We start from the raw sequence: 15,210 nt of genomic DNA on the forward strand, positions 1-15,210 counted from the left end.
GGCCTCATTGTCCTGCTCTGGGAGCGAACTGCCCGCAAGCGCGCCCAGAAGGGCCGGATCGGCCAGCACTTTTTCGATCAGCGTCTCGGCCCCGGTCTTCCCATCCATATAGGCCATCAAGGTCGACAATTGCGTACGGGCCTCGAGCAGTTTGCGCAGAGGCTCGATCTTCGAGGCGATCTGGGCCGGGGTAAAATCTGCCATCTTCTCAAATGTCAAATCGACGGCCAGATTACCCTCGCCCGTCAGCGTATTTGGCACGGCAAATTCAACGCGTGGGGCCATGGCCTTCATACGGTCATCGAAATTGTCGACATCAATCTCAAGGAATTTGCGATCCGAGACTGCGGGCGTTTCGACCGTGGACTTGCCGGAGAGATCACTCATCACGCCCATGACAAAGGGCAGTTGAACCTTTTTCTCGGCCCCGTAAAGTTCCACATCATATTCAATCTGAACGCGCGGAGCCCGATTGCGGGCAATGAATTTCTGAGAGCTGTCAGCCATCGGTTTGACCTTTCAACTCGGACACTTCACGCCGCAGGGCGCGAACCTCGACCAGCAGTTCCTTCACGCGATCATCTACGATATCAGTCTCACTACGCACCAGTTCTCGCAGATGCGAGAACTCTTCGACCGACTCGTCCTCCACAGCGGATTGCATGGTGTTGACCAGCAGACCGATGAACAGGTTCAGAACCGAAAAGGCGGTGATAACGATGAAGGGTACGAAGAAAATCCAAGCGGTGGGATGAACCTCCATCACTGGACGGACGATGCCCATCGACCAGCTTTCCAGCGTCATGATCTGGAACAGCGAATAGAGCGATTTACCCAAAGAACCGAACCATTCCGGGAAATCCGGGCCGTACATCAACGTCGCCATGACGGCGAAAACGTAGAACACGATCGAGATCATGATGATTACCGCGCCCATCCCGGGCAGCGCGTCCAGCAAGGCCTGGACCACAGCCCGCATCTGCGGGATGACCGATAGCAAACGCATCGCCCGGATGACGCGCAACCCACGCAGCGCGGACAGCCCATCGCGGTTGGGCAGCAAACCCAGCGTAACAACAACAAGGTCAAAGATGTTCCAGGCGTTGTTGAAGAAGCTGAACCGGTAAGCATAGAATTTCATCAACAGCTCGGCCACGAAAATGCCCAGCACGATCTTGTCGATCACAACCAGGGTCGGGCCGATACTCGACTGAACCGAAGGAGAGGTTGATAGCCCCAGCGTGATCGCGTTGAAAATGATCACACCAAGAATGGTGTTGGTCACAGCCTTACGCTCGACAAACTCGCGCACGGTGTCGCGGAGCGTTTCGCTCTTCTCGATACCGGGTTCCACCAACACCTCCTGTTGCTTTGGGTGTCGGGCGCGGCGATCCGCACCCGAAGATTTACGTGTTTAACCAACGACGTCGCTGATTCCATCCACCAGTTTGTAGACCCCTTTGACCGAGGTAAACATTGTCTTGGTCTCTTTCAGAACCGTCATCTTGTCCAGCTTCTTCAGCTTATCCATGATCGTGGTGTCATCCACTTTCAGACCGTTGCCTTCCATCAGAGCCTCCATCTCGGCCAGGAACTTCTGACGTTCTTCGAGCTTGGCGGCCATTGCGCTGGCTTCACGCTTGACGGCCATACATTCGGCCCCCAGCTTGACGCCCTCTTTCAGGGTTTTCTGCGACTTCGCAGCCTTCATCAGCTTGTCAGCGGCCTTGCCCAGATCATCGACCTTATGGCGCGTCTTCGTCGTATGCTCACGATAGAGCGCGCGCTTCTTGTTCGAATCCTTCTGGTAGACTTGATAGCCCTTGATCGCGAAATCCGCGATTTCTTTGGCGATCTTCTTGGCATCGCGGCCCTTGGTGACCTCATCACCCATGGCGAGGGCCTTGGCGGTCAGTTTCTTGATCGCCTCCATCGGTTTCTTGACCGAGATTCCGGACGTATCGGTAATACCCTGCCGCTCAGCCGCCTGCATGATCGAGGTGCCACGCAGCTTTATATATTTCTGGATGGCGCCTTCCAAATCCTTGCGCAGTTTTTCTTCACCCTTCAACTGCTGCTGAACCTCTTTGCCAAGGTCGTAGACCTGTTTGACAATGGTCTTGTAGGCCATGACATCCGCGCCCGAGGTCGCCACCAGCCGTGTGACAGCCGTACCGATCTTGATCACACCGGCAGTCACCTTCAGCGTCGTCTTGACCCGTGCTTCTTTCAGCAGTTTGTCCTTATTCGCCTCAACCTTGATCTGCTTTTCGATCGCCACCTGAGCGGCCCCTTCGGCCGACCGCAGGGCGTTCTTGATCATCTGGTTGGTGGCCTGGATCATCTTCTCAGCTTCGGCCTGAGACTTCTGACCCGGCGTCTTCATCAGCTCGGCGACTTTCTTGTCGAGCTTGACCGCCTCCTGACTGATCACCGTCTCATAGCGCTCCAGCTCTTTCATGCCTGCTGCTTCAAGACGTTTCAGCGTGGTCGACGGTACCGGACCCTTGGCCGTGACTTCGAATTTGACGTCAACGCGGTAGCTGGGGATCTCGATATACTGAAGCTTGGGCTTCGACCGGATGAGATCGACCACGTAGAACTTGTGAGGTGTAACTGTCTGCTTTGCCATTTTTTTCGCGCCTATATTCCGTTTCGTTCCTGCCGGATGAGGTCGGCGCCGCGTGGCTTTGGGCCACAGGCGCCGCCCCGTCGCTTAGCCGATCGCTTCTTCCAGCTGATCCTTGCCTTCCGAGGCAATGTCGTTGAACAGCCCAAGCGCCGTGTTGACTGTGTCGAGCGTGCTCGACGCTTCCTTGAAGCCAACCCCAGCATTTGCACCCGCCAGCGTTAGGTTGACGACAACCGGGAATACCTTGTCGAAGATCTGCGCGTATTTCGGATTGCTCGAATTCAGCGCATCCAGCATCTTCTTGAGGTTCGGCGCGTTCTTATCCGCGTCCGAGACCCGCTTCATCATATCCGAACACCCATCCAAACCCTTCTGCAACGAGGCACGGGCTTTCTTGAGCTTGTCCAGATACTTACCGGCCTTCTTCGCGTCAGCCTGTTTCATGGCTTTCTCAAGCTTGTCGCATTCCTGCAGGCCCTTCATGATCGCCTGAGACAGTTTGCGCCCACCAACTTCAAGCCCGGCGACTTTGTTTTGCCACAAACCATAGTTCTTGTCGCATTTCGGCAGAGTGGCCAGGAACGGCGTATCGGTGCCCAAAATACCCTTTAGGACTGAGGCACCAACCTCGGCACCGCCCTGAACCTGCTTTTTGGCCTCGCCTTCCGCGGTGCGATACCGCTTGAGGAGCGTGTCCAGATCGCTTTTGAGGTTCTTTTCGACCTTCTCGGCCTCTTGCGCGGCGTCCTTGATCTTATCAGCCAGTTGCGCAACGCCCCGCACCAGCGAGACGATCCCCAAGGCCAGCGACGCGCCGCCTGTTGCGGCCGCACCGGCCACACCCGCGGCCCCACCGACGACACCCAACACGCCAAGCGTGATGTCAAAGCCGGTTTTAACCTTATAGTCCTTGTACTGTTGCTTGCGCTTCACAAAGGCCTGCCAGCGCTTGGCCGGGATCGACTCATAGTGCTTTTTAGCACCGTTCATGATGGTCGCGAGCTTGTCGTCGAACCCTTTGATCAACGCCGCGCGTTTCTTTGCGTCGCTGGCCTTCTTGATCGCCGCATCCGTCGCCATCAGCTCTTTGGCGATCAAGGCAACCAGCTTGTCGGTCACTGCATTGGCGTCATCCACCATCTGCTGCGGCGTGACATAGTCGCCCTCATCTTCCAGAACATCCAGAAGATCATCGTTCAGCTTCAACTGGAACGCATAACCCTTCAGCTCTTTCAGCCAATCGGGCTTGTATTTCTTGGTAATCTCGGTGCCCAGATCCTTTTTCCAGATGACAACCGACTTACCCAGTTTCTGCTTGGGCGCATCACTCGAGGCCGACTTAGCCCGAGCCGCTGCGTCCTTTTTCTTTTCCTCAAGTTCCTTTTCTTTCTTGTCGATGATCTTGGGGTACTTTTTCAGGACCGTCACTGTATCCGAGTGCTTGCTGCCCGCGAGCTTCACAGCCTCGGCAACCTTGCGCTTGACGTTGGACAAGGCTTTCAAAGTCTTGTCCCAATCCATCTGATCTTCGGCGACCTGGTATGCTTTCAAAGCATCGCCCAGGCCGGTTTTCTTCATCAGCTTCGGTTTGTTCTTGGACCACCATTTCTGATCCAGTTCCGGTGTCATAGTCGCCTTCATAAAGTGTCCCCTTTCTCGGTCAGACGCATCATGCGTTGCGCTCAATCAAACCCGTAAGTGAAGTCCCCGTCTGTGACGTCGATCACGACTTTGGAAACTTCTTCGCCCTCCATCATTCTTTTTAGGAATTCTGCCGATATATCCGGCAGCATTGTATTGGTCACGATCGCGTCGATCATACGACCACCGCTGTCCAGCTCCTGACAACGGTTGACGATCTCGTCCACCACGGCGTCGGTGTATTCGAATGGTACACCATGAGCAGATTCGACGCGCTTTTTGATTCGCCCAAGTTGTAGCTTTGTAATCTCGCCCAGCATTTCGGGGCTGAGCGGATAGTAGGGAATCGTCACCAAACGACCCAACAGCGCTGGTGGGAATACTTTGAGCAGCGGATCGCGCAGCGCCTTAGCCATGCCTTCCGGATCGGGCATCAGGTCGGGATCGGCGCACATATCCATGATCATCTCGGTGCCGACATTCGATGTCAGCAGGATCAGCGTGTTTTTGAAGTCGATCACGCGACCTTCGCCATCCTCCATCACGCCCTTGTCAAAGACCTGAAAGAATATCTCGTGCACGTCCGGGTGGGCCTTTTCGACCTCATCCAGCAACACGACGGAGTACGGCTTGCGCCGCACCGCCTCGGTCAGCACACCGCCCTCGCCATATCCGACATAACCCGGAGGGGCGCCTTTCAGGCTGCTGACGGTATGCGCCTCTTGGTATTCCGACATGTTGATGGTGATGACGTTCTGTTCGCCGCCATACAGCACCTCGGCCAAGGCCAGAGCGGTTTCGGTTTTACCAACGCCACTGGTGCCTGCCAGCATGAAGACACCGATAGGCTTGTTCGGATTATCAAGCCCTGCCCGGCTGGTTTGAACCCGTTTGGCGATCATCTTCATTGCGTGATCTTGTCCGATCACACGCTGAGCCAGACGGTTTTCGAGGTTCAGGATCGTCTCGATCTCATCTTTGACCATGCGGCCCACGGGGATACCGGTCCAGTCGCCAACAACGCTCGCCACCGCCTGATGATCGACGATGGGCAGGATCAGCGGGCTGTCGCCCTGCACTTCTTCCAACTCAGCGTTCTTGGCTTTTAGTTCGGCCAATAGTGCCTCACGGTCGATGGGCTGCGCGTCCGGAGCCTCTTCGGTCGCGGCTTCGCCTTCGGCTGTGCCCGTTCCTTCGACCTCTTGCCCGCCAGCGCGCAGCTTGGCACGCAGGTCGAGGATTTCTTCGACCACCTTCTTCTCGGCCTCCCAACGCCCGTTGAGTTCGGCCAGCCGCGCCTCTTCAGCCTCTTTCGCGGCATTCACCGCCTCGCGCCGGTCAGCAACGTCATAGCCTGCGGTCTCGTCCCGCTCGATGATTTCCAATTCGGTGGTCAGAGCCTCAATCCGGCGCTGGCTGTCATCCACCTCAGCGGGAACCGCGTGCTGAGATACCGCGACCCGCGCACAAGCCGTATCCAGCAAGCTGACCGATTTGTCCGGCAGTTGCCGTGCGGGAATGTAACGGGCGGACAGGGTCACTGCCGCTTCAATCCCCTCGTCCAACACTTGCACACGGTGGTGTTTTTCCAGCATCGAGGCGATGCCCCGCATCATCAGAACCGCTTTTGGGATATCGGGTTCTTCAACATGCACGACTTGGAAACGACGGGTCAGTGCCGGGTCTTTCTCGATGTATTTTTTGTATTCGGCCCATGTGGTCGCGCCGATGGTGCGCAGCGTGCCACGCGCCAGCGCCGGTTTCAGCAGGTTGGCCGCGTCGCCCGTTCCGGCAGCGCCGCCTGCACCGACCAACGTATGAGTCTCATCGACGAACATCACAATCGGAGTCGGGCTGGCCTGAACCTCATCAATCACCTGACGCAGTCGGTTTTCAAACTCGCCCTTCATGGACGCACCCGCTTGTAACAGGCCCACATCCAGAACCAGCAAACGCACATCTTTCAGCGCGGGCGGCACGTCCCCCCGCGCGATCCGCAAAGCAAACCCTTCGACCACTGCTGTTTTACCAACGCCAGCCTCACCCGTCAGGATCGGGTTGTTCTGACGGCGACGCATCAGCACGTCGACGATCTGACGGATTTCCTCATCACGTCCGACGATGGGGTCAATCTCACCGTTGCGGGCCTGTTCGGTCAGGTCGGTGCAAAACTGCTCCAACGCCTCACCCTTGCCCATCGCGCCGGGGGCCATCGCGCCGCTGGCCTCACCCGGCTCGGCACCGCCGCCCACGTTCGAGCCATCCTGCGCGCCGAGCGAGTCCTCAGGTGAGCCATCGGTGGCCTCAGCAAAACTGTCGGCTAGATCATCGGCCCCGATCTTGGCCAGTTCCGGCGACATACTGGCCAAGATGTTGCGCAATGCAGGCGTCTTGAGCATGCCGAGGATCAGGTACCCCGTCCGAACCTTGCTGTCGGAATACAGCAACGAGCCCCAAACCCAACCGCGCTCCATCGCGTCCATCAGATGATCGGATAGATCCGAGATAGAGGACGCCCCGCGCGGCAGCATGTCCAGGCTGCGCGTCAGCTCCGATGCGATCTTGCCCGGATCCAGGTCGTAGTGCTGGATGATTCGGTGAATGTCGCTGTCCTGACCGTTCAGGATCTGATGCAGCCAATGCTGGATTTCGACATACGGATTGCCCCGCATCTTGCAGAACACGGTGGCCCCTTCGATGGCCTGATAGCCCAGCTTGTTCAGCTTGCCGAACAGCGATACGCGGCTGATTTCCGTCATCTTCAATACCTCTCGTTATGGGCCAGTTCTTCGGCCTCGAATTCTTGTGATACATATCCGGGATACAGGATCAGATCGTCCGCATCCGGGCGGTTCTGGTCAGGATCATCGCGGGTTCGAATCCAACTGGTATGACCCAGCTGCGTCGCTCCACCCAGCGAGGCGCGCGGCACCTCGTCACCGGCCAGCACCAGGTTGACCTCCCAATCCAAGGTGTCACCGGCATAGGTGCGGATGATCGCCTCCATCCGTTCCTGAGAAACGCCGCCGGGCAGCAGGCGTTTGTAGTCTTCAAGCGACAATGGCCCGATGCGAATACGGAACTTGGCCGCGCGCGACCAGACGCGGTTGCCGATGCTGGTCGATTGCCCCAAACGCGCGGGCGAGCCGAGCTGCCATGTGTCGTCCGGCTCCAGCTCCAGCCACGAACCGACGAACTGCTGCACATGCGCTTCCACCCCGAAATAGTCCGACAGAATCGCGATCAGGCCTTCGACCGTTTTCGTCCCTGATCCCAAATGCCCCGCAAAGAAACGGCGCAGCATATCCGGCATCGCATCACGGTCGCTGTAGTCTGCGCCCTTGAACCCGGCCAAAGCCGCCACACGCTGTTCAAACGGATCATCGCCCCGGTCAAAACTGGGCGCGGGTTCGGCGGCAGCCCAGGCACGATAGAGCAAGCTCATCATCCGGTGCGTCAGCATATCGGCAAAAGCCACGAAAGTCGGGTCGCGGTGGTTGCGCTGTCGGTCGCGGGCGAACTCGGTCAGGTGCAGCGGCAGCGGGCCTTGCGGACCAAAAAAGCCAAAGAACAGGTTGTTGAGTTTGCCGGGTGCGCCGTCTGTCGCCGGTTCAAACCGCGTCAGCGTGTTGGGCGGAAAGGCCAGTGAGACATCCTGCCCCAAACGCACGCGATCCTCGCGCGGACGGCGCGATTCACCCAGGCGCGGCGCATCTGTATAATGCGCTTCGATCACCCGTAACGCCTGAAAGACATGATGCCTTTCAGGATCAGCCGCCAGCGCGGCCAGCAGGCTCAGATGATCCTGCCCAGTCCGGCCGCTGGTCGCCATCTGGCAATCTCTCCTCGTCGTTCGGTTTTCAGCACGGTTTCCGTGAAGCTGTTGATCGTGGTGTATTTGCGGAAGAACCGCTCGAGCACAGCGCCCAGCACATAGACGCTGGTGCCTTCGTAGAAACTTTCGTCGAAGCCCAGCGTGATCTCTAACCCGCGCACCGCCGTGCTGAGGACCTCGTCGCTCATCCGGCGCACGATGGGGCGGCTGGAGACCGAGACGACGCCCTCAAGCTGTTTCTCAGTCACGCGGTTGCCGAGCGGGGCATAGATACCGAGCAGTTCGCGTAAAGCGCCCGCCCCGCCTTCTTTCCCGTCGCCCGCAATGGACAGGTAATTGAGGCTGAGGTGGCTGATCAGTTTCCACGCAGCATCACCCTGAGCCAGGGTCGCATGCGGGCGCGTGGGTGTCACCGGCGTTCGGATTGTCTTTACCGGACCACCATCCGGTAGGTGAAAGACGTCGTCGCCGCCTGCGGCCAGTAACAGGGGCAAATCGCGGTTGGAACACAGCGCCTCAACCGCCAATTGTTCCAACGAGCCGGGATATGGCGCCTGTGCCCGGTCGACCAATGTCAGGTAGACCTCGGACCCCAGATACGAGGTCCGCACGCCCCGTAGCCGTTCCTTTTCATTACGCTGCCGCATCCGGCGTTTGATCGTGTAATAGGCCGAGTGATTGTCGCCTGCAGCTGTCAGATCAGTGTCGCTGTAGAAGGGGCGGAAAGGGATGTCTCCCTCTTCATCAGATTGAATGCCTGTGACGCGTTCAATCCCAAAAATCTCATAGTCGAGGCCCGCAGTACGGTTGGGCACCACGTGATGCTGCGTGTCCATCTGGGTGATATGCACCCGGTCGCAGCGGCGGTGGAACAGGTTCACTGCAGGCACCGCGTTCAGGGCAAAGGCCGCGGGTGTCACAGCGGGGGCAACATCGCGCATCCCGTCCTGCAACAGGATGTAGATATCCACGTCTGTGCCTGCCGATTTTTCGAGCGCGGGTCGCAGGCCGGTCAGTTCCACAAAGAGGAACCGTTCCGGCATCGCAAAATATTCCTGCAGTAGGCGATAACCGTCGAAGGACTGGCGCGGGGTTGGCAACAGGGCTTCATCCGCGTCAAACCCTTTGGGCACGACATCCGCAGTCGTCAGCCGGGTGGTCCAGTCCGCGCGGCGGTCCGTCGAGCGACCCGTCAGCCCAACACATTGGGTGGCCAGCAACTCATGCAGGGCCCAGGCTTTTCCGCTCTGGGTATCCAGATGCATCACAAGGCTGTCCATTCCCAACTCGGCCATCGGCTCACCGTCGGTGCGGTTCAAACGCAGGCGAATACCGGCGCGAGCGTCGGTGTCACGCGCCACCCCGGCAGCCACCAACTCTCCCCGACCGTCAATGTACTCGGCTTCGGTGATTTCAATCGGCCAGAGGGTTAGGTCAGAAGAGGTGGTGAACTCACACGCGGTTTGCTCGCCCTCGGCCAAACGCGCGCGCAAAGTGGTGCCGCGCGGGATCGGGTAGCCTTCTTTCAATGCGGCATTGCCGATGTCGGGCTCCATCTGCGCCACCATCATCGACGGTGTCGGGGCCAGGTAATGCGGATAGACAATCTCGAGCAGGTTCGAGGTGAAAGTCGGGAACTGCATGTCCAGTTCCAGTTGAACCCGTGCGGCCAGAAACGCGCTGCCTTCCAGCAGACGTTCGACATAGGGGTCGACGACTTCGATCCCTTCCATCCCCAGACGCGAGGCGATCTTGGGGTACGCATTGGCAAACTCGGCCCCCATTTCACGCAGGAAGGCCAGTTCGGTTTCGTAGTGTTTCAGAAGCCGTGTATCCATCGCGCCTAGCTCCGCTCGATCGAGACTTCGCCTGTGGTCACGTCGACCCGGCTGCGCAGATACAATTCCAGAGGCATGGGTTGCGCCCACATCACAGCGCGGATGTCATAGTCCACATGCATTTCGCCCGATTGCTTTTCCGAGCGCAATTCGACCGCGACCGAGCCTTTCACGATCCGAGGTTCAAACACTTCGATAGAATCCGCGATGGATTTCTGAATGCGCTGGGCCTGACGCAAGGTTGAGAACGAGCCCGAGGTCTGCCGAATGCCGTAGTTCAGGACAGATTTGGAGGCGTAAGGATAGACGTCCTCATCAATCAGATCGGATTGATCGGTAGTGTTTAGCAGCATGGACAGATCGCGCTGTATAATCTCGCGCAGGCGCCCGACGTCAATCACGCGGGAGTCCCGCCCCTCTTTCAACTGATCCGGCGCGTCATCCGTCAAACGATCCAGAAGCGAGGGTTGCAGGCGTTCGGCAAGGGTCTTCTCAGCCATCTCCCGCCGTTTCCCTGGCACCGGCCGCCACGTCCAGAACCAGTTCGCGAATGTCCAGCAACGCGATGTCGGACTTGTCTGTTGTCAGCAAACGCTGGCCCAGCCCGACAAAAGTTTCGCCACCGGCATCGACCCAAGTGGTCGCCCGCGCCAGACGGGCGGCATCATCGCCCTGCTCGGTCGACCCGGCATAGCGTGTTGGTATCAGGGCGGCGAGTTCCCCTCCGCTGGCAACCGTCAGCGTGCAGGCTGTCCAGACCGCGTCACGCAGGTCGCTGGGCGGCTCGATGTCGATCCGCACGATCTGGGAAAACGGCAGCCAAAAATAGCGGCCGTTCACAATCACTTCGAGGACCGGCCCCAGCCGCATATCGGCATCTGCGATCCATTCGAATGCTTCGCCATTGACCGTGCCGGATGTTGTTGGCGCTGCATCGAACGCTTTTGCGCGCAGTTCAGCGGCCTGGTCGAAATGCCCGCCAGCCGTCAGTTTCTGTGCCTCGATAAGATGGGCCAACCACTCTTCCGGCTCGCCAAAAATCATCGGGGTCTTTTCCCCGGCAAAGACTTTTTCGCGATAGACCTCGCAAATGATGGCCTCACGATAGGTTTTGGCCATCATCGTGGCCGCTTCATCCATTTCTGCGCTCAGTTTCAACTGGGTGATCGCGCGTTTCCAGTCGCCCATCACACAGAGCAGCTGAAACAGAAAAATCCGCAGCTTGGCGTCTGCGGGATTGGCACGGACTTTATCTTGCAGAGAGGCCAAAGTGGCCGCCAGATCGCCTGATTTAAGATGCTCTTCCGGCGTCATGTAACCCTCGCGCAGTCAGGATGGAAAAAGTGCAAAAGCCCCGGCGGCAAATGCCACCGGGACCCGTAGTCGTTTGAAACCTTAGCTGACGTCGCCGGTTTCCAGGTTCCACAGGAACTCGTTGCAGTCGCTGAGCTTGCCGGTTTTGAAGTCGGCAATCTTGTACTTAACCGAGATGCCACGATACGCGACGGTCCAGGTTTCCGACGGGATCGAATCTTCGCCGCCATCTACCGAGTAGCTGTCCACGATTGCGTCACGCAGCTTGATGATCAGATAAGGCTCCATGCCTTTCTTTTCGTCATCGCCAGAGCGGCACATGTGGATCAGCATTTCCGAGTTCGACTTACCCGACGCGACATAAGTCATGATCTTGGCAGACGCTTTGCTGAGCTCGGTATTCAGGGTCACTTTGCCGAAATTCGCGTTGGCATAGCCGCGCTGCGTGGTGCCCATGTCGGACATGTCCAGCGTCCGCTCAACCTCCCACGAGATCGACTTGACCGCGATCCAATCTTTGTGCTGTTTTTCCCGTGCTTCGCCCGGGAAGTCCATCTGTACAAATACGTTTTCCATTTTAGCCTTCCTCTTTTCTAGTTTCTAAACCCGGTTTACCGGAGGGTCTTAACGGCGGCAGTGAAACACATCACATGCCGCCAATTTTTTTTGACCTTTATCCAGCTTTTTCGGACGGAAGTTTCGATACGAGACGCAGAGAGACCGACAGGCCTTCCAGCTGATAGTGCGGGCGCAGGAAGAATTTGGACGTGTAGTAGCCCGGATTGCCTTCGACATCTTCCACAACCACTTCGGCCGAGGCCAAAGGCTTACGTGCTTTTTCCGCTTCGGCCGAGATATCGGCGTTGAAGTCCACGTATTGGTTGATCCAGCCCTGCAGCCACGACTCCATATCCTGACGGCTTTTGAACGAGCCAACTTTGTCACGCACCATGCATTTCAGGTAATGCGCGAATCGGCAGGTCGCGAACAGATAGGGCAAGCGCGCAGCCAGGTTGGCGTTCGCGGTTGCATCCGCATCATCATATTCCGCCGGCTTGTGCAGAGATTGCGCGCCGATGAAGGTCGCCGAATCGCTGTTCTTACGGTGGATCAGAGGCATCATGCCGTTTTTGGCCAGCTCCGCCTCGCGACGGTCCGAGATCGCGATCTCGGTCGGGCACTTCATGTCCACGCCGCCATCGTCGGTTGGGAAGGTATGCGCGGGCAGGCCCTCTACCGTACCACCACTTTCCACGCCACGAATGCGAGAACACCAGCCATATTCCTTGAAGGACCGGTTGATATTCACCGCCATACCATAGGCCGCGTTGACCCAGCTGTAGCTGTCGCTGTTTGCGCCGGTGGTGTCTTCTTCGAACGCGAATTCTTCGACCGGTTCGGTTTTCGACCCATAAGGCAGACGGCCAAGGAAACGCGGCATTGCCAGACCGACATATTTGGAATCTTCGCTTTCGCGAAGGCTGCGCCATGCCGCATATTCCGGCGTCTGGAAGATCTTGGTCAGATCGCGCGGGTTGGCCAGTTCCGACCAGCTGTCCATCTGGAACAGGCTAGGCTTGGCCCCGGTGATCAGAGGCGCATGCGCGGCAGCGGCAATCTTGGACATCTCACCCAGCAGCTCGATATCCTGCGGGCTGTGGTCGAAGTGATAGTCAGCCACCAGCGAGCCATAGGGTTCACCACCGAACTGGCCGAACTCTTCTTCATAGAGCTTCTTGAAGATCGGCGACTGATCCCATGCGGTCCCTTTGAACTTGCGCAGGGTCTTGTGCATGTCCTTCTTCGAGATGTTCATCACGCGGATTTTCAACATCTCGTCGGTTTCGGTGTTGTTCACCAGATAATGCAGACCACGCCACGCGCTTTCCATCTGCTGGAAATCTTCGTGATGCAGGATCAGGTTGACCTGTTCGGTCAGTTTCTTGTCGATCTCGGCAATGATCCCTTCGATCGACCGCAACGCGTCGTCCGAGATCAGGCCGGTATTGGCCAGCGCCTGTTCGGCCAGTGTCTTGACCGCGCTTTCAACGGCGGTTTTCGCCTGATCCGACTTGGGGCGGAACTCCTTTGTCAGCAGCGCCTCGAATTCCGAGGATCCAAACGCGGTTGCGCCTTCGGCGGCTTCTACCTTGGCTTCTTCTTCGGCCATCTTTTACTCCTCCTCGGCGGCGTCAGCGCCGGGTTTGGGCTGGGCTGCCAGTGTCTTTAGCAGCGACGGGTCCTGCATGATCTTCGAAATCAGATCCTCGGCCCCGGTTTTACCATCCATGTATGTCATCAGGTTGGACAGCTGGGTGCGCGCGTCCAGCAGCTCCTTGAGAGGCTCAACCTTCGCGGCAATCGCGGCGGGGCTGAAATCATCCATGCTCTCGAAAGTGATATCGACGGCTAGATTGCCCTCACCCGTCAGGGTGTTCGGCACTGTAAAGGCCGCGCGCGGCGCCATCGACTTCATCCGGTCGTCGAAATTGTCGACGTCAATTTCTAGGAACTTGCGGTCGGCCACGGCGGGCTGCTCGACCTCGGATTTCCCGGCAAGGTCGCTCATGACGCCCATGACAAAGGGCAGCTGGACCTTCTTTTCGGCGCCATAGAGTTCAACATCATATTCGATCTGAACCCTCGGAGCCCTGTTCCGGGCTATAAATTTTTGTGAACTGTCAGCCATCTGATGCTCCTCGATTCATCCATCAGTGTTTCTTTTCAATCCGGTGTTCGGCTTGCGCCCAAACGGATCAATAATCGTCATCGTCGTCTTCTTTAATGCCGCCGATCTGGCGCACCTCATCCAGACCCTCTTTTGCCATATCTTCGATAATTGTCAGAAAATCGGCATTCACAAGGCGCTTGGCGCGCTCAAGCAAAATTGGCAGCGGGCTGGATGGCTCGCACCGGGCATAATAATCCATGATGCGCTCCAGCATCCGGGTGACATCGTCGGGCGTATTGATCGCCCCACCGCCACCACCACCCGACGCCATCGGCGCGGCCGGGGCACCCGATGGGCTACTTGGACTGTCATCGTCGCCGGAATCGTCTTCTTCGGCCTCGCCCACATCGGCATAGCTGGCCAACGCCTGCTTGATGCTTTTCAGCGCATCAGACAGAGGCGTCAGATCCGGACCTTCGCCGGGAGTTTTGTCACTGAAAACAGCATCGATTGCCTCGACATCGTCTAGAGCCGTGGACGCCGCATCGGCATTGGCCTCCAACACCTCGTCATCGGTGTCCTTGAACGCCGCGGCAACCCCGGTTGCATCCGGAGCGTCGTCCAGATCTGCGGGCATGTTGATGCGACCTTCGGCGACATCCAGATGGCGCAGGGTCATCCGACCGAACATGCGGCTGTCCGTCAAAGCGGTCCGACGCAAGGCGCGTACCATCCGATCTGACGAGGCCAGACCGCGCACCGCATTGATACGCATGGTGGCATCGCCGTCGTCTTCATCCAACTCGGGGTGGCAGGTATCCCAATTGTCTTCCAGCAGAGATTTCACATAGCCCACGGCTGAGGCAAAGGCGGGAAGGCCCTTTGTGTGCAAAACAGCCTCGGCCAGATAGATCGCGGCGCGAATGTCATGGCTTTTTTCCATGACGGCGAGGGCCTTTTCCTCGACATCGCGCCAGTCCTGTTCTTCGGCCGCAACGACCTCATCGCCCATCTGACGCTCTTCGCCCGGCTGGGCCGCGATCTCAAGGTCCGTAAAGGCCGGATCGTATTCCAGATTTTCTCCGCTGGGGGGTTCGTCGTCTCTGGGCTCCAGATAAGATGAAAGGTCCATTTTATTCCCAATACCGTCCTGTTCGATCGCAGCTTGTTGTTCTTGTTGAATCGCTTACAGCAGCGCCTGCAATCTTGTGTATGAATTAGTTCACATGATGGCGAAACTCGCAAACACTTCCAGTTTCCTCTGCGGCTTGTGTGGTTA

General features: G+C 57.9%; 12 protein-coding genes and 1 pseudogene. All 13 read right to left on the bottom strand.

All coding sequences use genetic code 11. From position 1 onward, the window contains the following. Nucleotides 1-6 precede the first annotated feature (6 nt). Nucleotides 7-507: pseudogene (tssB, locus tag ACR3FB_RS19855) on the bottom strand (type VI secretion system contractile sheath small subunit); the annotation flags it as partial. Next, on the bottom strand, nt 500-1,357 hold the full coding sequence (locus ACR3FB_RS19860; RefSeq protein ID WP_480566809.1) for an ion transporter: 858 nt from the start codon (nt 1,355-1,357) through the stop codon (nt 500-502). The gene ACR3FB_RS19860 and the pseudogene tssB (ACR3FB_RS19855), both read right to left, overlap by 8 nt. Nucleotides 1,358-1,414: 57 nt before the next feature. After that, on the bottom strand, nt 1,415-2,632 hold the full coding sequence (locus ACR3FB_RS19865) for a hypothetical protein (protein ID WP_170549437.1): 1,218 nt from the start codon (nt 2,630-2,632) through the stop codon (nt 1,415-1,417). An 84-nt stretch (nt 2,633-2,716) separates the two neighbouring features. Next, nucleotides 2,717-4,273, bottom strand: coding sequence for a hypothetical protein (locus ACR3FB_RS19870; RefSeq protein ID WP_170675844.1), 1,557 nt, complete (start codon nt 4,271-4,273; stop codon nt 2,717-2,719). Nucleotides 4,274-4,314: 41 nt separating this feature from the next. Next, nucleotides 4,315-7,032 carry a type VI secretion system ATPase TssH gene (gene tssH, locus ACR3FB_RS19875; protein ID WP_480566647.1) on the bottom strand — a complete coding sequence of 906 codons (2,718 nt, stop codon included), beginning with the start codon at nt 7,030-7,032 and terminating at the stop codon, nt 4,315-4,317. Between the two features lie 2 nt (nt 7,033-7,034). Then, on the bottom strand, nt 7,035-8,105 hold the full coding sequence (tssG, locus tag ACR3FB_RS19880; protein ID WP_480566649.1) for a type VI secretion system baseplate subunit TssG: 1,071 nt from the start codon (nt 8,103-8,105) through the stop codon (nt 7,035-7,037). After that, on the bottom strand, nt 8,069-9,946 hold the full coding sequence (tssF, locus tag ACR3FB_RS19885) for a type VI secretion system baseplate subunit TssF (protein WP_170461487.1): 1,878 nt from the start codon (nt 9,944-9,946) through the stop codon (nt 8,069-8,071). Before tssF ends, tssG begins: the two co-directional genes overlap by 37 nt. Nucleotides 9,947-9,951: 5 nt before the next feature. Continuing rightward, on the bottom strand, nt 9,952-10,446 hold the full coding sequence (gene tssE / locus ACR3FB_RS19890) for a type VI secretion system baseplate subunit TssE (RefSeq protein ID WP_170378426.1): 495 nt from the start codon (nt 10,444-10,446) through the stop codon (nt 9,952-9,954). Then, nucleotides 10,439-11,260: a type VI secretion system accessory protein TagJ gene (locus tag ACR3FB_RS19895; RefSeq protein ID WP_480566651.1), complete on the bottom strand. Its 822-nt coding sequence runs from the start codon at nt 11,258-11,260 to the stop codon at nt 10,439-10,441. The genes tssE and ACR3FB_RS19895 overlap by 8 nt, the downstream gene beginning before the upstream one ends. Nucleotides 11,261-11,341: 81 nt before the next feature. After that, entirely contained in the window at nt 11,342-11,836 is a 495-nt protein-coding gene (locus ACR3FB_RS19900) for an Hcp family type VI secretion system effector (RefSeq protein ID WP_170378430.1), read from the bottom strand. 97 nt (nt 11,837-11,933) lie between these two features. Beyond that, nucleotides 11,934-13,430, bottom strand: coding sequence for a type VI secretion system contractile sheath large subunit (tssC, locus tag ACR3FB_RS19905; protein ID WP_480566653.1), 1,497 nt, complete (start codon nt 13,428-13,430; stop codon nt 11,934-11,936). 3 nt (nt 13,431-13,433) lie between these two features. Then, nucleotides 13,434-13,949 carry a type VI secretion system contractile sheath small subunit gene (gene tssB, locus ACR3FB_RS19910; protein ID WP_170378441.1) on the bottom strand — a complete coding sequence of 172 codons (516 nt, stop codon included), beginning with the start codon at nt 13,947-13,949 and terminating at the stop codon, nt 13,434-13,436. A 67-nt stretch (nt 13,950-14,016) separates the two neighbouring features. Further along, nucleotides 14,017-15,063: a type VI secretion system protein TssA gene (tssA, locus tag ACR3FB_RS19915; protein WP_480566654.1), complete on the bottom strand. Its 1,047-nt coding sequence runs from the start codon at nt 15,061-15,063 to the stop codon at nt 14,017-14,019. Between the last annotated feature and the right edge of the window lie 147 nt (nt 15,064-15,210).

It is taken from the genome of Ruegeria sp. AO1, from assembly GCF_056535985.1.

What these genes read in the sequence shown, in the direction of transcription:
- ACR3FB_RS19865 (WP_170549437.1), bottom strand. Translation starts at nt 2,632, where the DNA reads ATGGCAAAGCAGACAGTTACACCTCACAAGTTCTACGTGGTCGATCTC.
- ACR3FB_RS19870 (WP_170675844.1), bottom strand. Translation starts at nt 4,273, where the DNA reads ATGAAGGCGACTATGACACCGGAACTGGATCAGAAATGGTGGTCCAAG.
- tssH (WP_480566647.1), bottom strand. Translation starts at nt 7,032, where the DNA reads ATGACGGAAATCAGCCGCGTATCGCTGTTCGGCAAGCTGAACAAGCTG.
- tssG (WP_480566649.1), bottom strand. Translation starts at nt 8,105, where the DNA reads ATGGCGACCAGCGGCCGGACTGGGCAGGATCATCTGAGCCTGCTGGCC.
- tssF (WP_170461487.1), bottom strand. Translation starts at nt 9,946, where the DNA reads ATGGATACACGGCTTCTGAAACACTACGAAACCGAACTGGCCTTCCTG.
- tssE (WP_170378426.1), bottom strand. Translation starts at nt 10,446, where the DNA reads ATGGCTGAGAAGACCCTTGCCGAACGCCTGCAACCCTCGCTTCTGGAT.
- ACR3FB_RS19895 (WP_480566651.1), bottom strand. Translation starts at nt 11,260, where the DNA reads ATGACGCCGGAAGAGCATCTTAAATCAGGCGATCTGGCGGCCACTTTG.
- ACR3FB_RS19900 (WP_170378430.1), bottom strand. Translation starts at nt 11,836, where the DNA reads ATGGAAAACGTATTTGTACAGATGGACTTCCCGGGCGAAGCACGGGAA.
- tssC (WP_480566653.1), bottom strand. Translation starts at nt 13,430, where the DNA reads ATGGCCGAAGAAGAAGCCAAGGTAGAAGCCGCCGAAGGCGCAACCGCG.
- tssB (WP_170378441.1), bottom strand. Translation starts at nt 13,949, where the DNA reads ATGGCTGACAGTTCACAAAAATTTATAGCCCGGAACAGGGCTCCGAGG.
- tssA (WP_480566654.1), bottom strand. Translation starts at nt 15,063, where the DNA reads ATGGACCTTTCATCTTATCTGGAGCCCAGAGACGACGAACCCCCCAGC.